22 protein-coding genes and 1 pseudogene are annotated in these 26,430 nt (G+C 61.2%); 16 read left to right on the top strand and 7 right to left on the bottom strand.

Annotation, left to right across the window (positions count from 1 at the left end):
* The 7 genes and pseudogenes from VF436_RS04980 to VF436_RS04950 all read left to right on the top strand — a co-directional run.
* On the top strand, positions 1 to 2,044 hold a 2,044-nt coding region (locus VF436_RS04980; RefSeq protein ID WP_330902896.1), incomplete at its 5' end, for an ATP-binding protein.
* Entirely contained in the window at positions 2,041 to 2,736 is a 696-nt protein-coding gene (locus VF436_RS04975; protein WP_330902895.1) for a response regulator, read from the top strand. The genes VF436_RS04980 and VF436_RS04975, both read left to right, overlap by 4 nt.
* 499 nt (positions 2,737 to 3,235) lie before the next feature.
* Positions 3,236 to 3,677: pseudogene (locus tag VF436_RS21675) on the top strand (transglycosylase SLT domain-containing protein); the annotation flags it as partial.
* A 293-nt stretch (positions 3,678 to 3,970) separates the two neighbouring features.
* Positions 3,971 to 4,363 carry a conjugative transfer signal peptidase TraF gene (gene traF / locus VF436_RS04965; RefSeq protein WP_330902892.1) on the top strand — a complete coding sequence of 131 codons (393 nt, stop codon included), beginning with the start codon at positions 3,971 to 3,973 and terminating at the stop codon, positions 4,361 to 4,363.
* A gap of 159 nt (positions 4,364 to 4,522) precedes the next feature.
* The gene (ssb, locus tag VF436_RS04960; protein WP_330902891.1) at positions 4,523 to 5,107 is read left to right on the top strand and encodes a single-stranded DNA-binding protein; all 585 of its coding nucleotides are present in this window, start codon (positions 4,523 to 4,525) and stop codon (positions 5,105 to 5,107) included.
* A gap of 386 nt (positions 5,108 to 5,493) precedes the next feature.
* A complete protein-coding gene (locus tag VF436_RS21650; protein ID WP_349256704.1) occupies positions 5,494 to 5,637 on the top strand; it encodes a DUF2474 domain-containing protein in 144 nt (47 codons plus the stop codon).
* A gap of 290 nt (positions 5,638 to 5,927) precedes the next feature.
* Positions 5,928 to 6,884: a hypothetical protein gene (locus tag VF436_RS04950; protein ID WP_330902889.1), complete on the top strand. Its 957-nt coding sequence runs from the start codon at positions 5,928 to 5,930 to the stop codon at positions 6,882 to 6,884.
* 249 nt (positions 6,885 to 7,133) lie between these two features.
* Here VF436_RS04950 and VF436_RS04945 read toward each other — a convergent pair whose 3' ends face one another.
* The 3 genes from VF436_RS04945 to VF436_RS04935 form a co-directional block, all read right to left on the bottom strand.
* Positions 7,134 to 7,640, bottom strand: coding sequence for a hypothetical protein (locus VF436_RS04945; protein ID WP_330902888.1), 507 nt, complete (start codon positions 7,638 to 7,640; stop codon positions 7,134 to 7,136).
* On the bottom strand, positions 7,637 to 8,026 hold the full coding sequence (locus VF436_RS04940; protein WP_330902887.1) for a hypothetical protein: 390 nt from the start codon (positions 8,024 to 8,026) through the stop codon (positions 7,637 to 7,639). Before VF436_RS04940 ends, VF436_RS04945 begins: the two co-directional genes overlap by 4 nt.
* 161 nt (positions 8,027 to 8,187) lie before the next feature.
* A complete protein-coding gene (locus tag VF436_RS04935) occupies positions 8,188 to 9,084 on the bottom strand; it encodes a LysR family transcriptional regulator (RefSeq protein WP_330902885.1) in 897 nt (298 codons plus the stop codon).
* A 109-nt stretch (positions 9,085 to 9,193) separates the two neighbouring features.
* Here VF436_RS04935 and VF436_RS04930 point away from each other — a divergent pair, with 109 nt between their 5' ends.
* Positions 9,194 to 10,072: an SDR family oxidoreductase gene (locus VF436_RS04930; protein ID WP_330902884.1), complete on the top strand. Its 879-nt coding sequence runs from the start codon at positions 9,194 to 9,196 to the stop codon at positions 10,070 to 10,072.
* A gap of 93 nt (positions 10,073 to 10,165) precedes the next feature.
* On the opposite strand, the gene maiA is transcribed toward VF436_RS04930, so the two are convergent.
* The 3 genes from maiA to aceE all read right to left on the bottom strand — a co-directional run bounded on the left by maiA (position 10,166) and on the right by aceE (position 15,012).
* On the bottom strand, positions 10,166 to 10,810 hold the full coding sequence (gene maiA, locus VF436_RS04925; protein WP_330902883.1) for a maleylacetoacetate isomerase: 645 nt from the start codon (positions 10,808 to 10,810) through the stop codon (positions 10,166 to 10,168).
* Positions 10,811 to 10,943: 133 nt separating this feature from the next.
* The gene (aceF, locus tag VF436_RS04920; protein WP_330902882.1) at positions 10,944 to 12,428 is read right to left on the bottom strand and encodes a dihydrolipoyllysine-residue acetyltransferase; all 1,485 of its coding nucleotides are present in this window, start codon (positions 12,426 to 12,428) and stop codon (positions 10,944 to 10,946) included.
* On the bottom strand, positions 12,340 to 15,012 hold the full coding sequence (gene aceE / locus VF436_RS04915) for a pyruvate dehydrogenase (acetyl-transferring), homodimeric type (protein ID WP_330902881.1): 2,673 nt from the start codon (positions 15,010 to 15,012) through the stop codon (positions 12,340 to 12,342). The genes aceF and aceE overlap by 89 nt, the downstream gene beginning before the upstream one ends.
* A gap of 168 nt (positions 15,013 to 15,180) precedes the next feature.
* Between aceE and VF436_RS04910 the strand changes: the two genes are divergently transcribed.
* From VF436_RS04910 to VF436_RS04875, 8 genes are all read left to right on the top strand, one after another.
* The gene (locus VF436_RS04910; RefSeq protein WP_330902880.1) at positions 15,181 to 15,636 is read left to right on the top strand and encodes a MarR family winged helix-turn-helix transcriptional regulator; all 456 of its coding nucleotides are present in this window, start codon (positions 15,181 to 15,183) and stop codon (positions 15,634 to 15,636) included.
* 102 nt (positions 15,637 to 15,738) lie between these two features.
* The gene (locus VF436_RS04905; protein ID WP_330902879.1) at positions 15,739 to 16,812 is read left to right on the top strand and encodes a DUF4952 domain-containing protein; all 1,074 of its coding nucleotides are present in this window, start codon (positions 15,739 to 15,741) and stop codon (positions 16,810 to 16,812) included.
* Between the two features lie 283 nt (positions 16,813 to 17,095).
* A complete protein-coding gene (locus VF436_RS04900; protein WP_330902878.1) occupies positions 17,096 to 18,727 on the top strand; it encodes a methyl-accepting chemotaxis protein in 1,632 nt (543 codons plus the stop codon).
* A 90-nt stretch (positions 18,728 to 18,817) separates the two neighbouring features.
* The gene (locus VF436_RS04895) at positions 18,818 to 19,957 is read left to right on the top strand and encodes a hypothetical protein (protein ID WP_330902877.1); all 1,140 of its coding nucleotides are present in this window, start codon (positions 18,818 to 18,820) and stop codon (positions 19,955 to 19,957) included.
* Positions 19,958 to 20,064: 107 nt separating this feature from the next.
* On the top strand, positions 20,065 to 20,679 hold the full coding sequence (lexA, locus tag VF436_RS04890) for a transcriptional repressor LexA (RefSeq protein WP_330902875.1): 615 nt from the start codon (positions 20,065 to 20,067) through the stop codon (positions 20,677 to 20,679).
* Position 20,680: 1 nt separating this feature from the next.
* On the top strand, positions 20,681 to 21,298 hold the full coding sequence (gene imuA, locus VF436_RS04885; protein ID WP_330902874.1) for a translesion DNA synthesis-associated protein ImuA: 618 nt from the start codon (positions 20,681 to 20,683) through the stop codon (positions 21,296 to 21,298).
* A 7-nt stretch (positions 21,299 to 21,305) separates the two neighbouring features.
* Complete coding sequence (locus VF436_RS04880) at positions 21,306 to 22,712, top strand: DNA polymerase Y family protein (RefSeq protein WP_330902873.1); 1,407 nt, start codon at positions 21,306 to 21,308, stop codon at positions 22,710 to 22,712.
* Positions 22,709 to 25,807, top strand: coding sequence for an error-prone DNA polymerase (locus VF436_RS04875; protein WP_330902872.1), 3,099 nt, complete (start codon positions 22,709 to 22,711; stop codon positions 25,805 to 25,807). Before VF436_RS04880 ends, VF436_RS04875 begins: the two co-directional genes overlap by 4 nt.
* Positions 25,808 to 26,055: 248 nt before the next feature.
* Here the strand turns inward: VF436_RS04875 and VF436_RS04870 are convergent.
* Positions 26,056 to 26,430 (bottom strand): autotransporter outer membrane beta-barrel domain-containing protein (locus VF436_RS04870; protein WP_330902871.1); only part of this gene is annotated, 375 nt, incomplete at its 5' end.

Genomic DNA, 26,430 nt, shown 5'->3' with positions numbered 1-26,430 from the left:
GTTCTTCTCGCCGACCAACCTGGTGGCGCTGCGCGAGCTGGCTGTCGACACCGTAGCCGGCCATGTCGACAGTGATCTGCGCGAACACATGCTTGCACAGGGTGGCGCCATGCCGGTGCGCCGGCGTGTGCTCGCTGCAATCGACGGACATGCTCAGAGCGAGTACCTGGTACGCGTGGCACGGCGTATCGCCGAGCGTCGTGGCGCCCCATGGAGCGTCGCCTTCGTCGATACCGGCAGCGATCTGGACAAGGCGCGGCGAGAGCGACTGGATGCCGCGATGCGACTGGCGCGTCGCCTGGGCGGTGATACCGTGATCCTGCGCGGGCACGCGATTGCCGATGAGCTGATTGCCCACGCCGATCGCGAGGGCATTGGCCAGCTCATCCTGGGGCGCACCCGCGAGCGTCCGCTGGCGCGCATGCTCGGGCGTTCGCTCACCCAGCAGTTGCTCAAGTATGGCGCGCATCTGGAGTTGACCATTATCGCCACGCCCGCCGAGCGCGCGCAGGCGCGCCGGCGCCTGCGCATGCCAGGGGGCAAAGGCAGGCGCAGCGAGTATGCTTTCGCGACGCTGGCGACGCTGGTCGCTTTCGGCTTGTCCTTTATTGCCGACCGCTATTTGTCGGTGGCCAACCTATCGCTGATCTTTCTTACCGCGGTGCTGGTCGTTGCCACCCGGACCCGCATGGCGGTTGCGGTCTATACGGCAGTGCTTTGCTTCCTGGGCTACAACTTCTTCTTCGCGCCGCCTCGATACACCTTGGCGATCGCCAATGTGGACGACGTGCTGGCAGTCACGCTGTTCCTGGTGGTGGCCCTGGTGTGCAGTCGCCTGGCCACACGACTGGCCAGCCAGGTGGAGTCCATGCGCGCGGCGCATGCGCATGCCCGCGCGCTATTGGCGTTGGGCCAGCGTCTGTCGATCAGCACCGATGCGGCTGGCATTCGCGACGTGGGCGCGGTTGCATTGGCCCAGGCCTTGCGTTGCGACGCAGCCATGCTGGCGCGCGATGAATCCCAGGTACTGCGCGTGTCGTCATCGGCGCCGCGCGATTTCAAGCTTACCGCACAGGACCAGGCCGCCGCCGAGTGGTGCGCACAGCACGCCGAACAGGCGGGGCGCTACACCGATACCTTGAACGCCGCACCGTGCTGGATGCTGCCACTGGGGGGCGAAGCCGGAGGGCTGGGCGTGGCCGCGTTGCGCTTCGACATGTCGCTTGCCGAACTGGCGCCGGACCGGCGCAGCCTGGCCCTGGCGATGGCACAGGACATCGGTCAGGCGCTGGAGCGTGCTCGGTTGGCCGACGAGCTTGAGGGTGCGCGTGTTCAAGGCGAGACCGAACGGCTGCGCAATGCGTTGCTCTCGTCGGTGTCGCATGACCTGCGCTCTCCACTGGCCTCGATGATCGGTTCGGCCGGCACGCTGTCCAGTTATGGTGACCAGCTTTCGCCAGGTGACCGCCAGGAACTGCTCGACGCCATTCTTGGCGAGGGGCAGCGACTGGATCGCTACATCCAGAACCTGCTGGATATGACCCGTCTGGGTCATGGCACCCTCAAGCTCAATCGTGACTGGACCGATACGGCCGAGATCGTGGCAGCCGCGGTCAACCGGCTGCGTAAACTGTTTCCTGACCAGAAAGTGGAAACCGCGCTGCCCAGCGATACCGTTTTGCTCTACGTGCATCCGGCGCTGATAGAACAAGCGTTATTCAACATCCTTGAGAACGCGGCCCGCTTCTCGCCCGCCGATCAGCCGATTCGCGTGTTGGTGCGCAGTCATCCGGAGCGCGGCCAGATCACGCTGGACATCATGGATCGTGGCCCAGGTATCCCGGAAGCGGAGCGCGCGCGCATCTTTGACATGTTCTATTCGGTGGCGCGTGGCGACCGTGGTGCCAACGGCACGGGCCTGGGGCTTGCGATCTGCCGCGGTATGATCGGGGCGCATGGTGGCAACGTCGAGGCCTTGCCTGGCGACGGCGTTGGAACGACCATTCGAATCACTTTGCCACTTCCGGATCAGCCTGCCGCATGACCGCTGCCATACGCACCGTTCTAGTGATCGACGACGAGGCGCAGATCCGCAAATTCCTCGACATCGGGCTGCGTGCGGAAGGTTACGATGTGCTGCTGGCGCCGGACGGAGCAACCGGCCTGGCGCTGGCGGCTACCCGATCGCCGGACGTCGTCATCCTTGACCTGGGCCTGCCGGACCGGGAAGGACACGAGGTGCTGGTGGAGTTGCGCCAATGGTCGCAGGTGCCGGTGCTGGTCTTGTCAGTGCGCGACACGGAGAAAGAAAAGGTCCGCGCTCTCGATGGGGGCGCCAACGACTATGTCACCAAGCCATTTGGCATCCAGGAGCTGATGGCACGCATGCGTGCGTTGCTACGCAATCGGCCCGGTGAAGCGGAAGCCACACCGTTTTACGATGATGGCAAGCTCAGGATCGATCTGGCCCGGCGCGAAGTCAGCCTGAACGGCCAAGTGCTCTCGTTGACGCGCAAGGAGTACGCCGTATTGGCGTTGCTGCTCAAGCATCGCGGCCGCGTAGTGACACAGCAGATCCTGCTTCGCGATATCTGGGGCGCCACACACGTGGAAGACACCCATTATCTGCGTATCGTGGTCGGCAAGCTGCGGCAGAAGCTTGCTGACGATCCAGGGCAGCCTCGCTGGCTCAAGACGGAAACGGGAGTTGGCTACCGTTTCCTGGGCGATGAATAGCGTGTGACACGCGTGCGTACTGGCCGCGCCGTTCGCCGGCAAAAGCTCGAACGCCAGAAATTTATACAAACGCTTGTTTAATTTTTCCGATATCGCATCTGCATCGCATGCGTGTGTTACTGCTGCATCAAGTGAAACGCGACAATTGCAGATGATACGAAAGCGTCTTATTTGGCTATGACGGCAAGAACTGTACGAAATCCTTTGAATCCGGGCGAAGGGTGCAAACTCTTTAGTTGCCTGGGAGCCTACGCGCACGTTCCGTGTCAGGTGCCGCACAGCAAGACAAGGCAGCCTGGCCGGCTGCAGCGACAGGGCGAGAGGCTACAACCAACCCGAAGCGAAAGAAAAAAGCGCGAGCCAAGGCAACAGAAAAAGTCCAGGCCAACGTTACGCTGCCGAAGAACGAGCGCAAGTCTCCGGTTAAAGGGAGCACGGAGTGCGGCGCTTCTGAATCCGAAGATAGCAGGCGGCCTTCCGATGAAGGCAGCCGATCATGATGCCTGACCTGCCGCAGTTGCCACCGCAGCAGCAGGAAATGGTCGTGTGTTCGATTATCGCTGGTTTGAGCTACGACGTGCCGGTCAACCATTGTGTTGGCCGTTGCCCAGCAGGAAGGAGGGCGCCACGGTCAGCGCGCCCACAATGCCAACGGCACGCATGATGTTGGGGCGATGCAGTTCAATACCGCCTACCTGAAAGATCTGGCCCGTTAAGGGATTACGGTCGATGCCGTGGCGGCGCCGGGATGCTATCCCTTTCAATTGGCGGCGTGGCGACTGCGCATGCATCTGAAGCATGACAAAGGTGATACCTGGACTAGAGTATCCAACTATCACCCGCGAACTCCGGTGCATAGCCGTCGGTACCGGGTAAAGCTCCTGCCCAAGGCAGCTGAATGGGCGCAATGGCTTTCCGCCCAGTTTCCCACGCACGATGTCGATCCAGAGATGCCGCAGCCGGACCATGGTGGAAAAGCTGATGGTTAGGGCTTCGCATATCGCGCGAATCGACATGACGGATGTCGTCGTTTGCGTGTTTAGGCGTAACTGTCTTGATGCGTGACCTGTCTGTCAGGCGCGCTCGCGGTTGCATGGTTGGTCATGTGCGTGGGTGCATGGCTCGGTGGCAGGGGCAACCTGTCACCGAGCGTCCCGCTGGACATTTACCTGGCGAACGACAATCCAATAAGGCGGGACAGCCATGTCCTGTTTTGTCCGCCCACGGTGGGGGCGTGGCGTTGGCCGCTGAGCGGGGATATGTGGCGAAGGGGCACTGCGCTTGGGGCAACATGCCGCTGCTCAAGCGTGTGGTCGGCTTACCGGGAGACCGGATCGACATCGATGCCAGCGGTGTCCGCGTCAATGGTCGTCGTCTACCTCTCGGCCTGCCATTGCAGCATGACGCGAGCGGGCGTCCCCTACCTGACCTGACAGGCCATGGGTTGGTGCTGTCCGAGCATGAACTATGGGTGATGTCCGTGACCGAGCCGCAGTCGTTCGACAGTCGCTATTTTGGACCCATTGCCGTGGTATGGGTTGAGGAGGCTGTCGATCCGCTATGGACCTGGGGGCGGTGGCACGCTGCCGTTCTGACCAGTCTTGCACAAAAATCATCCAGCATATGAACCACTTGGCTGACACCTTTGCCGGCTGAACGCTGGCGGCCTGGAAGTGGTCGGCGGGTGCTCCGCTTTCCGGGGCTTGCCGGCTATCATGGGCACCCAACTAACCCCGGCGGCAACTGGCCCTAGAACGTGCCGCCGGCTCACAGAGGACATCCATCCATGGCACGCGGTATCAACAAGGTCATTATCGTCGGCAACCTGGGCGCGGACCCGGAAACCCGTTACACGGGCAGCGGTACGGCCATCACCAGCATCCGTATCGCCACGTCCGAGCAGTGGACCGACAAGCAGAGCGGCGAGAAGCAGGAGCGCACCGAGTGGCATCGCGTGAAGCTGTTTGGCCGTCTGGCCGAGATTGCCGGCGAATACCTGAAGAAGGGTCGTCAGGTCTACATCGAAGGTTCGCTGCGCACCGACAAGTACACCGACAAGGATGGCGTCGAGCGCTTCAGCACCGACATCATCGCCGCTGAAATGCAGATGCTCGGTGGCAATGCCGGTGAAGGTGGCGGCGGTATGGGCGGTGGCGGTGGTTACCAGCGCTCCCAGGGTGGTGGTGGCCAGCGTCAGGGCGGCGGCAACTACGGCAACCAGCGCGGCGGTGGCGGTAACGATTATGGCAATCGCGGCGGCGGCAATGATTACGGCAACCGTGGTGGCAACGATTTTGGCGGCGGCAACAACCAGCGCAATGCGCCGGCGCCTGCCGACAGCAGCTTTGATGATGACGATATTCCGTTCTAGGTCATACCTTAAACCATCTGTGTACGGTTTCTTCTTCTAAACCCCCGATTTTCGGGGGTTTTTTCTTTTGTGTATTCGGTATTTTTACGCCGATCTTTACTCTGGGGTCTCGCCTAAACTACACCTTGAAAAGTGTCGTGAATTTTCTCTCGGAGTGCGGCATGCGGCAGGGATACAACACTAAAAGTTTCGTCTTGGCGGACGGTGAAAGATATCGACGACGTCTCCCCCCAAACCAATCTCATTCCATGAGGTGGCAGGGCCCGAAGAAAGTATGGGATTCGTCCTTGTTGACGCACTTTTTATTATTCCGTTTATCCTGACCTGTAGCGCCTGGGCGTACTTCGTATTTCGCGGAAAGATCGGGCTGGCGAGGGTTATCACTCATGATCTGGATGGCAAAGCCGATCAATGTGTGGATTCGCCGCAGCGGTTGGCTCATCACGATATGGATTGTCAGCGTATGGGCGCTGGCCGTGGTGGCGTCGTTGATACGGTTACTGATGAGCTTGTGTGGCATGAGAGGTTGACGCACTCCTTCAATGCGCAGAGTGGATCTGGCAGTCATTGCTAGCTCGAGACCGTGCGTCGCGGTTACCGTTTTCGCTTGCGACGGCGACACGCAGACGACCATGGCACGTCTGAGCTTTCCGGGAAACAGCCATCGTGTGCGAAATATTGCCAGTCCCCTCGAAACCAATTTTCTCGAGTCATTCGCAGCCGGCGAAGCTTTCACCGCGTAAACGGAAGTCCGTGATGGCCAGCGGTCGTTTCGATGGCATACTTGCCACCTGGAATTTCTGCAGGGGAGGCGGAGGGGATGGACTTTTCGATCAGCAGGGCGCTTGGTTCGGGTTTTTCGCTTCTGGCACGCCGGCCGTTGGCGCCGTTCGCCTGGAGCCTGGCATTCGTGCTTGTATCCGTGGTTCCGATGGCGCTGATGTTCGCCTACGTATTCTCGGATATGTCCGCTTTTTTCGCGGGCATGCAGCATATGGATCCGCAGGCGGGGATACCGCCAGAGATGCTTCGCCTGCAAAGCAAGATGATGATGTTCAACCCGGTGATGTTCGTGACCGGACTGGCCGGGCGCGCGCTAGTGGTAGGCGCGGTCTATCGCAGTGTCTTGGAACCTGGCGATCGTCGTTTCTTTTCCCTGCGCGTGGGGATGCGTGAGCTGTGGCTTGCGCTGGCGCTGTTTCTCTACAGCGTGATGGTGGCACTCGCGATGTTTGGCGTGCTGTTGGGCGGTGCTGCCCTGGGTGGGCTGGCGTGGCTCATCACCAGTTTCGTGCCGGGCTCGGCGGCGCAACTGGTCTTGCGTATCGTGCTTCTTGGTGCGGTCGGCGTTGCAGCCTTCGTGGCATGGATCTGGGTGGCAATACGTTTGTCGCTCGGCCCGGTCATGTCATTTGCGGCCAGCGAGTTCCGGTTTTTCGAATCGTGGAATTTGACCCGAGGACATGCGTTGCGCTTGACCGGGCTGTATGTCGTGCTGTCCCTGATCGCGTTCGTGATTGCGTTGATTCTGGAACTGGTGGTTGTGGCGATTCTCTACGCGCGCCTTGGCGGCTTCGACAGAGCCCATCTGCAAGCGTTCTTGCCCACGGGGCAGGTCCCGGACATCCTGCCAGTGCTGAGTGCAATGGTTCCGGCATTTGTGCTGATCTTCGCGCTGATCGGTCCGTTGTGCGCGATCTTCATGGCGCCGATGGCCACGGTGTATCGCGACCTCAAGGGATCGGCTGCGCTGGAGTATCGTCTAGGCGCGCATTGACGCGTATCGATTCGATGCGGGCTATGGAGCCTGGCACGGCATGCTTCGGTTTATCGATGGCTGTTGCCGGAATGCAGCTAGGCTAAGTTGTGAGCTGAATCATTCGAAATGCGCTCTCGGTTGCCAAGCCTGAACAAGATTTTTCTTGAAGAGCCCATCGATGGGTAGTTAGATGGGTGATATCATTTTTCCTTGTTTCCGGCTTTGAATGCGAAGCTTTTTTCCCCGGTTGCCTAATGACAAATCCGTTTACTTGATCTGTTCTAAAGAGATATGTGCCGCTCCCGAAGAGGGGGCCGGCAAGTTCAGAGGTGCATCGAGGATCTGAGTTTCAGGGTCGATCTGTAGGGAGCTGGTGTGGCCTTTAAGATTAGCGCCGACCTGCGCAAGAGCTTCCCAGTACTGATCTCTGACGTGCTTGGGTGTGTCACTCGGAAGGTTTTTGATCAACTCCAGGGTGGTTCTGTGCATTTCCAGGATCCTTTGCTGGTTCCTGGCGTCGCCCAATGCTCCCCTGCCTCTTAGCGCGAGAAGTGCAAGCAGCATGCCCAACATCAGGCCGCAAATGGATGCCATTGTGATCGGCAAAGAGGCAAATATTAAAGATATGAGTGATCCCGCGATGCCTCCGACTAATCCTCCTGTCATCGTGATTAATATAGAGGTGTGCAGTCGCTCAACGGCAACCGATGCGCGAATGAGTTGAGAGAGTGCTTGCTTGGCGTGTCGCAGGTATGCGAGAAAATTACCGCTCATGACTCGCCTTTCCACGTTCTCAAGGTGCTTCTGGCAGCCTTTTCTGCTTCTGCTTCTTCTATCTGATAGCCGATACGGCGGCTTTCCCGGCGCGCTTGGGCAGCCAAAAAACCGACACTTGTGCTCCACCATGCCATCCATAGGGCGAGCATTCCGGTGAACAGGCTTAGCGCCGGCAATAAACTCACCATGGTCATAGGAATGGATAGTGTGGTGGATCGCATCAGTAAAGCGCAAACCATTAAGAATGCTGCAAGCGCAATAATGAATAGAAGAAATGCGATCCTGCTTTGATGAAAGGCGCGCCGATAAACGTCCTCCAGGCTCAGATGGACGGTGATGGCTTCTGAAATAATCGACTCTTTGAGGATCTTAGTGTCTTCCATTTTTAACCGCTCCTGGTAGTGGTATAGAAGTCGGACACTTGGATACTTGTTTAGTATTCTTGATGGATCGGGTTAGTCAAGTGCTTTATTCAATTTGAAATCGGTCGGTGAATGGGTTTTAGAGAGCGCTTTGTCCTGGCGCAAAAGTGTCGAAGTATCGTCTAAGCCGGCGGTACGTAGATTCGGTCGGGAAACGACTGATCGATCACATCAAGGAAGGCGCGCACCTTGGCGCCCACCAGGCGACGTGAATTGCGCAGCGCCCAGATTTCCACCGGAGGCCGGGTATCGGTGCCCCAATGGGCCAGGCGTCCCGCCTTGACGTCACCTTCGACCAGCAACCTGGGGAGAAAGGCGGCGCCGGCTCCCGCCATGACCGCATCGCGGACCATCAGCAACGAGGACAACCTGAGCACAACGTTCGGTTTCAGGCGGTGTTCGATGCCTGCGGGAGAGCGGAACGTCCAGGTGATATCGGTCGATGCCCGAGGGAGCAGGACGGCGCGCACTTCCGGGACATGCGCTTGGCTGGAAGGAGCGGGCTGTTCCATGCCCGGGGCGGCCACGAGCCACAGTTGATCATCGAGAATGCGGCGCCCGACCAGGCGCTCGTCCGTGGAAGGATTGACCCGGATGACCAAGTCGTAGCCGTCTTCCACCGGATCGACCTTGCGGTCCTCTGCCACGATTTCCAGTTGTACGTCCGGAAAGGCCTGTGCGTAACGCGCGGCGACGTGGCCCAGCGCCACGTGCGCGAGCACCAGGGGAGCGCTGACGCGCAGTCGCCCTCGGGGCGAGGAGGCTCCCAGCGACACCACGTCGCCTGCTTCGGCAATGTCCGACAGCGGACCGTGCGTGCGCTCGTATAGCGCGCGCCCTTCGTCGGTCAGGCGCAGGTGTTGAGTGCCGCGCTCGATCAAGCGCACGCCGAGGCTTTGCTCCAGTTCGGTGACCCGGCGGGACAGGGTGGCCTTGGATCGACCGGAGGCGCGGCTGGCACGGCCGAATCCGCCATGCGTGGCGACCAGGGCAAAGTCGGTCAGCGCTTGCAGATCCATGGTGTTTCATAATTGGAACGATGGGTCTCTTTATTAGCATCTCCCGCAAAGAAATGAAACTGCGCACCATGGGCTCACCAACCACGATCCAACCCACTGGAGCACTGACATGAGCATTCTGATTACTGGTAGTACCGGAACCGTTGGCACCCAGGTGCTGAACCGTCTGGCCGGAAGCGGTAGCGAGATCCGCGCGTTGACCCGTTCACCCGGCAAGGCCTCGTTTCCTTCCGGCGTCACCGCGGTCGGCGGCGACCTGGCCGACCTGGATGCCTTCAAGGCCGCCCTGGCCGGCGTGAGCACCTTGTTCCTGGTAGTGCCCAATGTGGCCGACGAGGTAACCCAGGCCATGCAAGCGTTGACCCTGGCCCACGAGGCTGGTGTCAAAGGCATGGTGTACGTGTCGGTCTTCAAGAGCGAGGCGTATGCCGACGTACCGCATTTCGCCGGCAAGTACACCGCCGAACGGATGATCGAGGCGCTGGATCTCCCGGTCACCGTGCTGCGTCCGGCTTACTTTATCCAGAACGACCTGCGCCAGAAGGCAGCGTTGCTGGAGGCAGGCATCTACGGCATGCCCATTGGCGACAAGGGTTTGTCGATGGTAGACGTGCGCGATATCGGTGAGGCGGCAGCCAGCGAACTGCTGCGTCGTGAGCGCTCACCCACCCCATTGCCGCGTGAAACTTATGAGCTGGTGGGGCCACAAGCGCTTCATGGGCATGACATGGCCCGGATCTGGAGCGACACGCTGGGCCGCTCCATCCGTTATGGCGGCCACGACGTGGTGACGTTCGAGCAGCGCATGAAGGCGTTCATGCCAGCATGGTATGTGCTGGATATGCGCCTGATGCTCAATCGTTACCAGGCGGAGGGCGCTGTTGCGACGTCGCGGGATGTCGAGCGACTGACGCACCTGCTCGGGCATGCACCGCGCTCTTATGCGGACTTTGCCCGGGAAGCGGCGGCGCAATGGCTTGATGCCTGAAGACGCGTGACTGCATGGATGGTCAACGACCTGTCTCCTACGTGGGAGACAGGTCGTTCGTCGCGTGATGACCAGATGTCGCACATGCCGTATTCAATCCTTGTAACCGGGCTGATTGAACGGATGCGCCAAAGCAAATGCCGGGAGTTCGAAACACCGCTTCGTCAATTCGGTTACGTGTGCATAAGGCGCCAGGTTCACTTTGTAGAGATTGGCGATGACCACTTGTCCGGCGATGCAGATATCGGCGATGGTCGGTGTCGCTCCCAGGGCGAACGGATTGGCGGGACGACGCGCCAGCAAGCGTTCATAGGCGGCCAGACCCTCGGTGGCCCAATGCGCGCACCAGGCTTCGATGGCCGCGTTATCGGCATGGAACGCTTGGGCGAGCTGTTTGCGAACGCGCGGCGTGACCAGGGGATGGGAATCCGCGGCCGATACCAGGGCCAGCGATTGGGCATAGGCCCGTTCTTTCGGGTCCTCAGGGAGCAACCTGGGTTCGGGATGGATGCTGTCGAGATATTCCATGATGGCCAGCGACTGGAAGAAACGTTGTCCGTCATGGACCAGCGTGGGGACCACGCGTTCGGCATTGACCTCGGCATACTCCGGACCAAATTGCTGCCCGGAAAGAATATCGACGTCGATTTCCTCGAAAGGTATTTGTTTCAGTGCCAGGGCAACGCGTACACGAAACACGGCGTTGGATCGCCAGAAGCCATAGAGCTGGATGGTCATGAGAAAGGTCCTTGGGATGTGCTTGAAGACGAGGGATACGATGCCCGTTGTCAGGTGATCGTATTGCCATGGCGCGCCATGGATGGATGAGGCCAGTCAGCGCCGTCTGGTTCAATCACCGCATCGGGCTGCCTCACAGCAGTGCACGCCGGAAATCGCCCAGAAGGCGGGCCAGGTCGGCCGTGAAACGAGCAGCCAATGCGCCATCAATGACGCGGTGGTCGTAGGACAACGACAGCGGCAGCAGCAAGCGGGGCTGGAAGCCCTGACCGTCCCATACGGGCTGGATGGATGCTCTTGAGACCCCGAGTATGGCTACCTCAGGGGCGTTGATGATCGGCGTGAACGCGGTGCCGCCGATGCCGCCGAGGGAACTGATCGAAAAGCTGCCGCCTTGCATGTCAACGGGTGTCAGTTCACCGTCGCGCGCTTTGCTGGCCAGCAATGCGGTTTCCTGCGCGATGTCGCGGATACCTTTTTGATCGACATCGCGTACCACGGGCACCACCAGGCCTTGCGGCGTGTCCACGGCAAACCCGACGTGATAGTACTTTTTCACGACCAGCGTCTGGCCGGTTTCATCAAGCGATGCGTTGAAACGCGGGAATGCCTTGAGCAGAGCGGCCGATGCCTTGATGAGGAACGCCAGCATGGTGACCCGGATGTGTTCGCCAGCCAATTCACGATTGAGCTGCACACGTAGTGTTTCGAGTTCGGTGACATCGGCCTGGTCGTGCTGCGTCACATGCGGAATATGTACCCAGTTGCGCGCAAGGTGGTTTGCCGAAAGCTTCTGGATGCGTGTAAATGGCTGTTCCTGCACTTGGCCAAAACGTGTGAAGTCCACACTTGGCCATGGCAGCAGATTCAGGCCGCCCGCTTGCGCCGTATCGATGCTGTTCGCATGCCTGCCGGTGTCGCCGGACAAGGCCTGCTTCACATATGCCGATACGTCGCCGCGCATGATACGGCCGCTCCGGCCAGAACCTGCAATCAGGGTCACATCCACCCCGAGTTCGCGAGCCATTTGGCGCACAGCGGGACTTGCATGGGAGATCGCTGCGCTTGAAGCGGCATGCAGGTCCTGGGAGGGCGCTGGGGGAGGGCTCGCGGTGTGCGATGGTGGTGTTGGCGTGTCGGGTGCTGGCGTGGCTTCGTGAGGGGCTCGAAACGTGGCCGCTTCGCGTGTTGTCTCGTTGACCGGCGCCGGAACGTCATCGACAGGATCTGACACGTCGACCAGGGCGATGATGTCTTGCTCTGAAAGTAGGTCGCCGATACGTGGCTTCAGCGCCCGCACGATTCCGGCCACGGGCGACGGGATCTCCATGGTGGCCTTGTCCGATTCCAGCGTGACCAGGCCTTGGTCGACCGCGACCCGATCGCCGACGGCCACGAGCAGTTCGATGACTGGCACGTGGCTGGAGCCTCCAAGATCCGGGACGCGTACTTCGGTTGAATTACCCATGCATGCCTCTGAGGCCATGGTGCTGGTACGGGTATTTGGGTATGAACATGCGTGGCGTGCCTTATATCGACGCAGGGTCGATCTTTTCCGCGTCGATGCCGAATGCCTTGATGGCGCCGGCAACGACTGATCGCGCCAGCTTGCCGTCATCGGCCAGCGCCTTGAGCGCTGCCAGTGCGATGAAATGGCGGTCGACTTCGAAGAAGGTCCGTAATGATGCGCGAGTGTCGGAACGACCAAAACCATCGGTGCCCAGGGCGATGAAGCGTCGGTCGTGAATGAATGGGCGGATCTGGTCACCGACGATCTTCATATAGTCGGTGGCGACGACGACCGGGCCTTCGCGTCCAGCCAGACAGGCCTGTATATAAGGGATGCGAGGTTCATCTTCGGGATGGAGCATGTTCCAGCGTTCGGCGGCCATGCCATCGCGACGCACTTCGGTAAGACTGGTCGCACTCCAGATATCGCTGGCAATGCCGTATTGCTGTTCGAGCAATTCGGCGGCGACCAGCACCTCGTTGAGGATCGCGCCACTACCCATCAACTGCACGCGTGGCGTTTTCTTCGTCGGCTTGGCGCCTTCGCGCAACAAATACAGACCCTTGAGAATGCCCGCTTGCGCGCCGTCGGGCATCGCCGGGTGCAGGTAGTTCTCGTTGAGCAGGGTGATGTAGTAGTAGATGTCCTGCTGCTCGACGAACATGCGCCGCATGCCGTCTTGCACGATCACCGCCAGTTCGTAGGTAAAGCTCGGATCGTAGGACACGCAACTGGGAATCACGGACGAAAGCACATGGCTATGACCGTCGTCATGCTGCAAGCCCTCGCCCATCAAGGTCGTGCGACCTGATGTGGCACCAAGCAGGAAACCGCGCGTGCGCGCATCGGCGGCAGCCCAGGCCAGGTCGCCCACGCGTTGCAGCCCGAACATGGAATAGAAAATATAGAACGGGATCGTGGTCAGCGCATGGTTGCTGTACGACGTGCCAGCGGCGATCCAGGTGGAAATGGCACCGGATTCGTTGATGCCTTCCTGGAGGATCTGGCCGTCCTTGGCTTCCTTGTAGTAGCTCAGTTGGCCGGCATCCTGCGGGGTGTACAACTGTCCCAGGTACGAATGAATACCGATCTGGCGAAACAAACCCTCCATGCCGAAGGTGCGCGATTCGTCCGGCACGATCGGTATCACCAGCTTGCCCAGTTCGGGGTCCTTCAGCAGTGTGCTGAGAATGCGCACGAATGCCATGGTGGTCGATTGCCCGCGTTCCCCGCTGCCTTGCAGCATGGTGTTGAAGACCGACAGTTCAGGAACGGGCAGGGGCGGCATCTGATGGATGCGCGCGGGCTGCGTACCACCGAGCTGTTGGCGACGCTGGGCAAAATAGCGTGCCTCTTCGCTGCCCGGCTCCGGGCGCAGGTATGGCATGGCGTCGAGTTGATCGTCGCTGACTGGCAGCGAGAAACGGTCACGGAACGCGCGCACGGCATCGGCGCTCATCTTCTTCAACTGGTGGTTGATATTCTGGCCTTCGCCGGCTTCGCCCATGCCGAAACCCTTGACCGTCTTGGCCAGGATCACGGTGGGGCGACCTTCCGTCCTGACCGCCTGCGCGTAGGCTGCGTGGACTTTTTCCGGGTCGTGCCCGCCGCGTGCCAGGGCCCAGATGTCGTCGTCGGACATGTCCGCGACCAAAGCCAGCAGTTGCGGATATTTACCGAAGAAATGCTCGCGGACATAAGCGCCGTTCTGTGACTTGAATGTCTGGTAGTCGCCATCGACGCATTCCATCATGCGTTGTCGCAGCAGGCCGGTCGTATCCTTGGCCAGCAGCGCATCCCAGCCACTGCCCCAGATCACCTTGATCACCTGCCAGCCGGCGGCATGGAACGTGCCTTCCAGTTCCTGGATCACCTTGCTGTTGCCGCGCACGGGACCATCCAGGCGCTGGAGATTACAGTTGACCACGAAGATCAGGTTGTCCAGCCGCTCACGGCCAGCGACAGCAATGGCCGCAAGGGATTCGGGCTGGTCCATTTCCCCGTCGCCGAGAAACGCCCAGACCTTGCGGCCTTGCGGTTCCTTCAGTCCGCGGTATTCCAGGTAGCGCATGTAGCGTGCCTGATAGGCGGCGGTCAGTGGCCCCAGGCCCATGGATACGGTGGGAAATTGCCAGAAATCGGGCATCAGGCGCGGATGGGGATACGAGGACAGGCCTGCGGTTGCCGATTCGCGCCGGAAGTTGTCCATCACCTCTTCGCTCAGACGACCTTCGACAAATGCGCGGCCGTAGATGCCTGGCGCGGAATGGCCCTGGATGTAAACCATGTCGCCATCGAAACTGTCGGTACGTCCGCGAAAGAAATGTTCGAAGCCGACGTCGTAAAGCACGGCTGCCGATTGATAAGTAGCGATATGACCACCGACATTCGAGTGCTTGCCAGCGCGCAACACCATCACCATCGCATTCCAGCGAATGTAGGCGTTGAGTCGGCGCTCGATCGTCAGATCGCCGGGATACGCAGGTTGCCGTTCGCGAGCGATCGTATTGACGTACGCGGTGGTAACCCTGCCGTGCAGATCACCATGGCGGTTGACGTCGAAATCGCTCAGTTGATCCATCAGGTAGTGCGCACGGGCGCGACCGTCCGCCCGGGTGACCGCTTCAAGGGCTTCGATCCATTCGCGGGTTTCCTCCGGATCGATATCAGGCTGCACGAGGGCGTGGTTCATGGAATCTCCGCGGGACATGACCGACCCGTTCGCACGGAGCGACGGCTCGGCGGTAGGAAGAGGGCGGCGTCGGGGATGCGCCGGCTTACGATTGCAATTGCAATTCATGCGAGGCGCATCATGCCGCGATACAATTGCGATTGCAACTGACTGTGAAGGGCTGCGTCCATGTCGAGTAAGAAGCCGGATCTGTGGTTTTCTTTCGTGCGTTCGCATCGCGCGCTGATTCGGGAAATCGAGCGACGCCTGGCCCAGGCTGGCCTGCCGGCCTATGCCTGGTATGACGCGTTGTGGGGCGTGGAAAGTGGCAAAGGGGGGACGCGCCGCATGCATGAGCTGGCCGATGCACTGGTGATCGAGCGCTACAACCTCACACGTCTGGTCGATCGCCTTGAGCAGGAAGGCTTGGTGACGCGGGCACGATCACCGCAGGATGGTCGCGCCGCCTATGTCACGATCACGGATGCCGGCCGCGCACTGCGCAAGCGCATGTGGAAGATCTACGAATCGGCCGTGGCAGAGCTGTTCCTGACTCAATTCGATGTGACCGCGCAACATGACGTATCGCAGGCACTTGATCGCGCAGCCGAAGCCGCGCGCCAATCGACGCTGGACGCGTCGTAACCCACTGTACTGCCGTGGTCATGCAGGCGGATGTGCCGATCATTGACAGGTTGACGATGCGCTGATTAAAAAGGACCTTCCTCGAAGGCAGGAGGCATTCTGGTGGGTATCGTCGCTGATCGAACCCTTGTTGCCCTGCCGGGCAGGCGCTGGCATGTTATTCGTGCTTTTGGGGCGTTGATGGGGCGACAGGACGCATACGATTGCGATGTGTCGGGCGTGGCCAGATCATTCATCCTCAACAGCCTGGCATGTCTGTTGCTCCTGCTTTCATCAACGACCACGCATGCCGCCGGCTTCGCTCTTTCCTGTATCTACATCGGTCATCCGCCTGGGCTTGAATTGCTTGGGCCGCGCAAGCAATGCGCGCGGCAGATCGATGGCCAGGTCGAGATAGCGCCGGATATGTTCAAGCGACTGACCTATGGCAAGTATAGGCTCGGTCAAATCATGGTGCTGAATGACCATGCAGCCTGGCGCTATGTGAAGAAAACCGGCCAGATGCTTGCGGTCATCACGTTCGACAACGGCGCGGATTATTTTTCCGAAGGACTGACGCGCGGCATCATCGGCGGGAAAATCGCGTATTTCGACGCGGACTTCCGTCAGGTGCTGGGACCGTTCGACGACGGTACGCCATTTCGCAATGGACGTGCGGCGGTCTGCCTGGGCTGTGACAGGGCCACGTCTGGCAACGACGGCCCGAGGGCAGGGCGTTGGGGATTCATCGATCGGACTGGCAAGCAGGTCATCCCGATCGATCGCACTCCTGAGCAGATCGCCAGTATGCCCTGGCCGGATGAGACACCGCGGTGCGGTGACTTCCTGGGTCGCTACGGCATGAAGCCGGGCCATCTGGAATTCACCGGTTGCGAGGAGGGCAAGGACGCGCAATTGCGGGCACTGATCGCCCATTACCGGGTCAAGGGAGCGGATGCGGCCAGCGTGGAAACCTTGCTCAGGCGCGATACCGGCATGAATGCATTGCGCTACCTGTGCTGTGGCTGGCAGGTCGTGCCAGGCAAGGATGCCGCCACCGGCGATGGCACGCTTCCCATCGAGGCCGACAGCAAGGTATCGATGGGCTCCGGGGAGACGGTCGTCCACGACCGCAAGTCCTGGCCGCAGATTCCCTGGTTCACGGTGAACGTGGTGGTGGATATCGAGACACCCTGATGGCTGGCAGGGACCAGGAGCGGGTAACGAGTAGTGATTAAGGTAGGGGCGAGTCGTGAGAAACGAGGGCGCAGGTCCGTCTGCTTGCGGCGCGCGGAGAGGTCGCGAGGCTCTTTTGCGGCCCTGAAGGACTCGGCCAGCTGCAACGGCGCGCGCGCACTACTCACTCTTCGCCTTTGGCGCCTACGCCTTCCGGCTGGCTAAATTTTATCCAAGCTTGCCGATAACCCCTGTAACCGGGCTGTAAGAAACCGATAACCGTCGCCCGTACAGGGATTTACCTATGAAAACCATGAAGTCGCGTTTTGCCGCGATCCTTGCTGTCGTCGCTGTTGGCCTGGTGGCGCTGGTGGTCTTTGCGTCATGGCAGAGTCGCACGACTTTGTTGGCCGAACGCAAGCAGAACTTGCGAAGTTACGTGGATGCCGGACAATCGATCATCGACCGGTACGTGGCCCTTGAGAAGGCGGGCAAGCTCAGCCGTGAAGACGCGCAGCGGCAGGCGATGGACGAACTGCGTGTGATGCGCTGGGACGATGGCACCGGGTATTTCTTCCTGTTCGATTCCAAGCCGGTGATGCTGATGCATCCGGTGTCGCCCAAGCTGGTGGGTACGGATGTGGGCGACAAGAAAGACAGTAACGGCAAGGAGCTTTTCCGCGAGATGGTCGCGCTGGACAAGCGTGAAGGCAAAGGTTTCATCGACTACACGTGGCCCAAGCCCGACGGCAAGGGCTCTTTGCCCAAGGTCAGCTATGTGAGCATGACGCCTGCCTGGGACTGGCACCTGGGTACGGGCGTTTATATCGAAGATGTGCAGCAGGCTTTCTATGGCGTGTTGCTGCGCTTTGGTGCCTTTGCCGCGTTTGTGGCGCTGCTGGTATTTGGTGTGGTGTCGATGGCGGTGCGCGGTGTCAGCCGCAGTATTGGTGGCGAGCCTCATGTGGCGATGGCCATGGCCACACGCATCGCCGGGGGTGATCTGCATGCGCAGGATGAGGAATCGTTTGACGAGGGTAGTGTGCTGCATGCGCTGGCCAGCATGCGCGGCAAACTGGCGGGCATCGTCAATGATGTGCGGCAGGGTACCGAGATCGTGCGCACGGGTACCGAGCAGATTTCCCAAGGTAACGATGATCTTTCCCAGCGAACGCAGGAACAAGCCTCAGGGCTGGAAGAGACCGCTTCTTCGATGGAGGAATTGACTGCCACGGTGAGGCAGAACGCCGAAAACGCGCATGCCGCCAACAAGCTGGCGCGCGAAGCTCGTGATGAGGCCAAGCAGGGTGGCGAGGTCGTGCAGCGCGCGGTGTCGGCGATGGATGAAATCGGTGAAGCCAGCCGCCGTATCGGCGACATCGTGGGCCTGATCGATGAAATTGCCTTCCAGACCAACCTGCTCGCGCTCAATGCCGCTGTCGAGGCGGCGCGTGCCGGTGAACAGGGCCGAGGTTTCGCCGTCGTAGCCACGGAAGTGCGCAGCCTGGCGCAGCGCAGCGCGACGGCAGCGCGCGAGATCAAGGGGCTTATCAACGACAGCGCCGAGAAGGTCGGCAGCGGCAGCCAACTGGTCGCGCAATCGGGCAAGGCTTTGCAGGGAATCTTTGCAAGCGTTGCCAAGGTATCGGATATCGTGGCCGAGATTGCCGCGGCCAGCCAGGAGCAGTCGGCGGGTATCGAACAGGTCAACCGCGCCGTGCTGCAAATGGATGAAACGACCCAGCAGAATGCCGCACTGGTGGAAGAGGCCGCGGCCGCCAGTCATACGATGCGCGAACAGGCCGATCTACTGGCCGATCGTGTGGCGTTCTTTCAAATTGGCGCGGGAGAGGCGAGCAGGCCAGCTTCGACCGTTCGCCATGAGGGTGCATGGCAGGCCGGGCACCTGGACGACCGGGGCTTGGCGATGGCCTGAAACAGGCCGGCAAGGCTGCGCCGGTCACGCAAGTGTGTTGAGATATCGGCATCGCGATGGTGGGGGATCATCGCTTATCAGGGATATGCCATGAGTTGCCAGATCTGTGGTTCGCCGACAGCGGACGGTCGTGGTTATTGCGCGTCTTGTACCGAGCAGGCCGTCCAGGGCGTGGGGCCGATCAGCGCCGCCGAGCCGCCACCCCTGTCCCATCGCATGGCGCCGCCGCCGATTCCTTCGGCGCGTGATGGCATCCCTTCGCTTTCACCCGGCCATGAAAGCCCGCGCCCAGGTCCTTCCGGATTTGCCGTCGGCCTTGGTCTGGTGCTGATCTTCGGCGTGTCCTTGCTGGTTTTCAGCCTGACTATGCCGGGCAAGGATTGGGCCGAGCGGCTGGGCGCGGCCAGCGCTCCGTTGCTGATCGGCGCATTGATCGCCGCGTTTCCATGGAAGTCGCGTGGCCGGGCCTTGTTGGTCGCTTCGTTCGTGGTGCTGATACTTAGCGCATTGGGACAGGCCGGCCATTTTTCGCAGCGCGTGCAGGAGCGCCAGGATCTGGTTCGGGCGCAGAAGGACTTCGCGCGCAGTCTTTCCGATAACAGCACCGTGGCACCGCCACCCGAATCGCATGTCGATGCCACTGACGGTGCACTGGGCAGCGATGCCGCCCAGGCGAAGGTGGTTCGCCAGGTCATGGTGCTGCGACAGAATTTCCTTCAGCACGTCAAGCAGAACAACACCAGGATGGAATCACTGCAACTGGAAGAAATGCTCAGCGCGCAGCGGCTGGTATCGGCCGAAGGGTTGCATCGAAGTCGCGATACCCTTACCCAGGCAAGTACACTGATCGAAGATAATCGTCATTCGGTGGACCAGTACCTGGCCCAGGCCGGCGCGCTCATCGACAGCCTGCCCAGTGGGCCACGTGAGCAGATGCGCGAGGGTTTTGACCGGACATCCAAACCGGCCGTTGCCATGCTGGCCTCGTTGTTCCAGGACGAACATATATTCACGGATCGTGCCGACCGGATGCTGACCATGGCCGAGCAGAACCTGGGGCGTTGGCGCGTAGAGGGCGACAAGCTGATCGTCGGGCATGGTCAGCTGGCGCCGTACCAGCAACTGGTCCGGGATATCCAGGCCAGTGCCCAGGACGAAGTGCGCCTGCACAAGGAAATGCAGGCGATGGAGGATAGCAACCGCGCCTCGGTGCAAAAAGCGTTGCTATAGGCCGCCCCCGGCAGGCCCTGGACAGGGCAGGGCTGTTGGGCCGCTCGCAGAGCCCATGGATTCAAAGGCTTATGTTTTGAGACTGGGTGTTACTAATATTAGTACCCATGACTCTCACGCCCATCCAGCAACGTCTGCTCGACTACCTGCGCGACCATATCGCCACGCACGGCTATCCGCCGTCGCAGCTGGATATCGCCGCGGCCCTGGGGTTCCGGCAGAACCGTTCGGCCCGCTTGCACCTGGAGGCGTTGGCCGCCAGTGGCCATATCGCCTGGAGCCCGGGCCGCGCCCGTGGCATCCGCGTGCTGGCAGACGGCCAGGCCCAGACGCAGGCCACCTTGCAGGTGCCCTTGCTGGGACGGGTGGCGGCAGGCCAGCCGATCGGCTCGGATGCGCAGGTGCGACGCCAGGTGACGCTGGATGAAGCACTGTTTCACCTGCGCCCCGACTACCTGCTGGAAGTACAAGGCGATTCGATGATCCTCGACGGCATCCTGCCTGGCGACCTGATTGGTGTGCATCGCACCAGCGAGGCGCGCAATGGACAGATCGTGGTGGCGCGTCTGGAGGGCGAATTCACGGTCAAGCGCTGGGAGCATCGCCAGGGGCGTATCCGCCTGCTGCCGCGCAATCCGGAGCATGCGCCGATCGAGGTCGATGCCACCCTTGCCGATTTCGCCCTGGAAGGCCTGTTTGCCGGCTTGATCAGGCCGGGCTGACATGGGACAGGTCGTGGCCATCGACAGCCTGCTCGATGCGCGCCGCATCTGGCGTGGGCAGCCGCATGCGCGTTCGCCCTCCACACAACCCACCGGCTGGCCTGCGCTCGATGCCGTGCTGCCTGCGGGTGGGTGGCCGGAGGCAGCGCTCAGCGAATTGTTGCTGCCGCTCGATGGTGTGGGCGAATTGCGCCTGTTGTGGCCCACGCTGACACGGCTCTCGCAAGGGCACGACAGCGGCATGATCGCCCTGATCGCGCCTCCCTATTTGCCGTTTGCCACAGCATGGGCTCGTGCCGGCGTGCGCATGCGACAGGTGCAGGTCATCCAGGCCCAGGCACGCGACGTGCTGTGGGCCGCCGAACAGTGCCTGCGTTCGGCCGCATGCTCGGCAGTGCTTTGCTGGCCACACCAAGTCGACGACCGCGCCTTGCGGCGCTTGCATCTGGCTGCGGAGACAGGCCAGTGCCTGGGTTTTGCGATGCGCCCAAGCAGTGCGGCAAGCAATCCTTCGCCGGCGGCGTTACGTATCGCCATTGATGCACGACCTGCGCAGTTGCGCGTCTTGAAATGCCGTGGCGGCAATGCGCCCGCCATGCCGATTCCCTTCGCGGGGTGAAGGCACCATGCTCTGGGCCTGCATTCTTTTTCCGCAACTGGCACTGGATGGCGTCGTGCGCAGGCATGCGTCACCGGACGAGCCGCTGGCGTTGATCGCAGGTCCAGCGCAGCGTCGCGTGCTGCGCAGTGTCAATGAAGCGGCCAGGGCGCAGGGCTTGCGCGCGGGGCAGGCGCTTGCCGTGGCCCAGGCTATCGGTGCGCGTTTCCACGCCATCGATTATGCCGCCGCCGATGCACAGCGTTGGCATGATTTTCTTGCGGCCTGGGCTTATCGCTACGGTTCGCTGGTGAGCCGTGAGTGGCCGTCGGCCCTGCTGGTCGAAGTGGAGGCGAGCTTTCGCCTGTTCGGGCCATGGCCACGGCTGGAGGCGCGTTTGCGCGAAGACCTGCGCGAACTGGGCTTTCGCCATCGCATCGTGCTGGCGCCGCATCCTTGGGCCGCACGTGTATTGGCCAATGTGCATGACGGGTTGGCCGTAATCGACGAGCAACCCTTGTTGCGGGCGCTGGCGTCATTGCCTTTGTCTCGTTGTGGCCTGCCGGCTGACGTCACGGCAGGCCTGGTACGCATGGGGTTGCGTAACCTGGGCCAGGTGTGGGCATTGCCGCGCGCGGGGTTGGGGCGCCGCATCGGCGAGGCCGCGCTCGATCACCTGGATCGATTGCGTGGCACGCAGGCTACGCCTTTGCGTTATTTCCAGCCGGCCGATGCATTCGAGTCACGCATCGAATTCAACTATGAAGTCAGCTCCAGCCAGTCGTTGTTGTTCCCGTTGCGTCGCCTGACCGCCGACCTGGCGACCTACCTGGCTGGACGCGATGGCGGCGTGCAACGATTCCTGCTGCGTTTTACGCACGAACGCGGCGCGGCCACGGAATTGCCGGTTGGGCTGTTGGCCGCCGAGCGCGATCCGGCCATGTTGTTCGAAGTGGCGCGCAGCCGACTGGAACAACTGCAACTACCTGCTCCCGTACGCGAGATGGAGCTGCTTGCACATCAATTACCACCGTTCGTGCCGGCAGGCCGTGACCTGTTCGACATGCGACCGCAGCAGGCGATGCCATGGGAACAATTGCGCGAACGCCTGCGTGCGCGTCTTGGCGATGAATCGGTGCACGGCTTGGCGGTGCGTGCCGATCATCGACCCGAGCGCGCATGGCAGTCGGCATCATCGGATGTCCAGGCCATGCCGTCATTACCGCGTCCTGGCTGGCTGCTGCATCAACCGATTCCACTGCGTGACACGTCATTGCGCATCCTTGCCGGCCCCGAGCGCATCGAGAGCGGCTGGTGGGATGGCGACGTGCGCCGCGATTACTACGTGGTCGAAACCAGCCAGGGGCAGCGTGCGTGGGCGTTTCGTCCGCCGGGCGAGCAGGGCGAGTTCATGTTGCATGGCTGGTTTGCATGAGTAGCCCGTTGCCCGACTACGCTGAATTGCACTGCCTGTCGGCCTTCAGTTTCCAGCGTGGCGCATCCACCGCCATGGAGCTGTTCGAGCGTGCCGCGGAGCTGGGCTACAAGGCACTGGCAGTGACCGACGAAGGATCGCTGGCCGGCATTGTGCGTGCCAAGCAGGCAGCCGATGCCACGGGTATCAAGCTGATTGTCGGTAGCGAGGTGCGCATCGATGGTGGTCCGAAGCTGGTGCTGCTGGTGCAGGATCGCCCGGGTTATGTCGCCTTGTGCCGGATGCTCACGGCAGCACGCATGCGCGCGAAGAAAGGGCAATACCGACTGATGCGCGAGGACGTGGTCGATACCCAGGGCCTGCTTGCGCTTTGGGTGCCTGACGAAGGTGCTGGTGCTGGCGAAGGTGACTGGCTCAGGCAGGTCTTTCCACAACGGGCCTGGATCGCAGTGGAGTTGCACCGTGGCCCTGATGACAATGCACGCCTGGAGGCATTGACCGACTTGGGGCAGCGAACAGGACTACCCCTGGTGGCCAGCGGGGACGTGCACATGCACCTGCGTTCGCGGCGCCGGTTGCAGGACGTGATGACGGCCATCCGACACAAGACCACGTTGGCTGAGGCTGGGTATGCGTTGTTTCCCAACGGCGAACGGCATCTGCGCACGCGCAAGGCCTTGGGCGCGGTGTATCGGCGCGAACTGCTGGAAGAAACCCTCAGGATCGCCAGGCGTTGCACATTCGAATTGACTCGCGAGGCCTTGAACTACACCTATCCCACCGAACTGGTGCCGGCGGGGCATACGCCAGCGACGTGGCTGCGCCAACTGACCCAGGAAGGCATGCGCTGGCGTTGGCCGCAGGGAGCCTCCGAGGAAGTGCGCCAGACCATCGAGAAAGAACTCGACTTGATCGGTCAGCTGAAATACGAGTCGTTTTTCCTCACGGTGCATGATGTCGTCTGTTTCGCACGCTCGAAGGACATCCTTTGCCAGGGGCGCGGTTCGGCGGCCAATTCGGCCGTGTGCTACGCCCTGGGCATTACTTCGGTCAATCCGGATGAGACAAAGCTGCTGTTCGGGCGCTTTCTCTCGGTCGAACGCAACGAGCCACCGGATATCGATGTGGATTTCGAGCACGAACGGCGCGAGGAGGTATTGCAGTACGTTTTCGACAAATACAGTCGCAAGCGCGCGGCGTTGGCCGCCGTGGCCATCCAGTATCGCGGCCGCAGCGCCATTCGCGATGTGGCGCGCGCCATGGGCATCTCGCAGGACCTGGCCGGCGAACTGGCCGGCATGATGGATCGCTGGGCTGTTGATGTACCTATAGATCAGCATTTGCGCGAGCGTGGCTTTGATCCCGATACACCGCTATTGCGTCATGTTGTCGATCTGACCGAGCAATTGATCGGTTTTCCCCGGCATCTTTCGCAACACCCGGGCGGCTTCGTGATTTCGCAATACCCGCTGTACACCATGGTGCCTACCGAGAATGCATCGATGGACGATCGGTCGGTAATCCAGTGGGACAAGGATGACCTGGAATACCTGGGCCTGTTGAAGGTCGACTGCCTGGCACTGGGCATGCTCACGGCGATACGCAAGACGTTCCATATGCTTGGCGACGCGCATCGAGGCGACTGGACGCTTGCGCGCATCCTGGATGAAAAGCGTGACTGCGAGAAGACGTACGCCATGATCTGCAAAGCCGATACGGTGGGCGTTTTCCAGATCGAGTCGCGTGCGCAGATGGCCATGCTGCCGCGACTTCGCCCAGAGAAGTTCTACGACCTGGTGGTGGAAGTTGCCATCGTGCGACCTGGACCCATTCAGGGCGACATGGTGCATCCGTACCTGCGTCGCAAGCAGGGGCTCGAACCGGTCGAGTATCCCTCGGAGGATTTGAGGGAGGTGCTTGACCGCACCCTGGGCGTGCCTTTGTTCCAGGAGCAGGTCATGAAGATCGCGGTGGTGGCTGCCGGTTATACGGAAGGGCAGGCCGATGAACTTCGCCGTTCGATGGCGGCATGGCGTCGTAATGGGCACATCGAGCGACATCGCGAGACCTTGATCAAGGGCATGCTCGCGAACAACTACGAATTGGAATTTGCCGAGCGCTTGTTCCGCCAGATCCAGGGTTTCGGTGACTACGGTTTTCCTGAGTCGCATGCCGCCAGTTTTGCCCTGCTGGCTTATGTCAGCAGTTGGCTTAAATGCCATGAGCCGGCAGCATTCGCCTGTGGCCTGATCAACTCGGCGCCCATGGGTTTCTACTCGCCCGACCAGCTGTTGCAGGATGCGCGTCGCCATGGCGTGCGCGTGTTGCCGGTGGATGTGCGCTACAGCGATTGGGATTGCACCTTGGAAGACCTTCATGATGTATCCGTGCAGCCAGCCATCCGTATGGGGCTTCGCCTGGTGACCGGATTTCGCGAGGATGTGGCTCGGGCCATCGTCAACGCGCGCACGCAGGCGGCTTTCAGCGACGTGGCCGATCTATGTCGTCGTGCATGCCTGGATGGGCGCCAGAGCGGCCAACTGGCCGATGCCGGTGCGTTGCGTGCATTGGCCGGGCACCGCCATCGCGCACGATGGGCAGTGGCAGGTGTCGAGCCGCAGCGACCATTGTTCGGCGATGTGCCCGAGCGGGAAGAGATTCACCTGCCGTTGCCAAGTGTCGAAGAGAACATGCTTGCCGACTACGCCATGACCAGCACCACGCTGGGGCCTCATCCGCTCAGGCTGCTGCGCACCCGGCTGCGCGCGCAACGCTATCGCGGCTGGGCTGACCTGCAAGGCCTGCCGCATGGACGGCTGGTGCGCACCGTCGGCCTGGTCACCCTGCGCCAGAAGCCAGGCACGGCCAGCGGCGTGATCTTCATGTCGCTGGAAGACGAGGATGGCACCACCAACGTCGTCGTCTGGCACGACCTGGCCGTACGGCAACGGCGCGTATTGCTGGAATCGCGCCTGATGGCCGTGGAGGGCCGCCTGGAAACCGAGAGCGGCGTCCGGCACGTGATCGCGCACCGCCTGGTGGATCTGTCACCGATGTTGGGCGGACTGGCAGTCAGTTCCCGCGATTTTCAGTAGCGCTGCGTCGGCGCTTCGCGCCTGTGAAATCGCTCGCTTTGCTCGCTGTGAGGCCGGTGCTTCGCACCTGTGAGGCCGCTCGCTGCGCGAGCTGTAAACAGTAAAGAGGGAAAGCATAAAGTTCGAGGTTCGTGCTTACGCTTCTACCGTGTACAGGCTGCATGGCAGCCGACTTTACAGCGAGCAAAGCGAGCGATTTCACAGGCGCGAAGCGCCCGCCTCACAGCTCGCGCAGCGAGCAAAACGCGTCACTCAAAACTCCACCTCAACCCCACATTCCATCCCCAGCCTTTTGTGCCGGCGCTGCCAAGATCCTTCTGGTAGTCGCCTTCACCGTACACGGAAAACTGGTTGCCGAGGCTATAGGAGCCGCCCAGGCCCAGTTCCAGGGCCCGGCCGTAGTCGCCGCCGAGGAAGGTCTGATTGATGGCGGGGGCATCGGTGGCCGCGATGTTCACGGCGGGTTTGCCTCCCCAGCCCTGGATGTAGTTCAGGCGCACATAGGGTGTGCTGTAGCGGCCCTTGTCATCGGTCCAGGTGCGGTCCAAACGAATGCCGAGGCGTCCGATGTTCTGGTCGTAGTCGTCATAGCGCACGAGTGCTCCACCAAGATCGGCGAGTGT

The sequence above is a fragment of the Dyella sp. genome (assembly GCF_036384435.1).
Taxonomy (GTDB): domain Bacteria; phylum Pseudomonadota; class Gammaproteobacteria; order Xanthomonadales; family Rhodanobacteraceae; genus GSA-30.
This window is presented reverse-complemented; position numbering and strand designations above follow the sequence as displayed.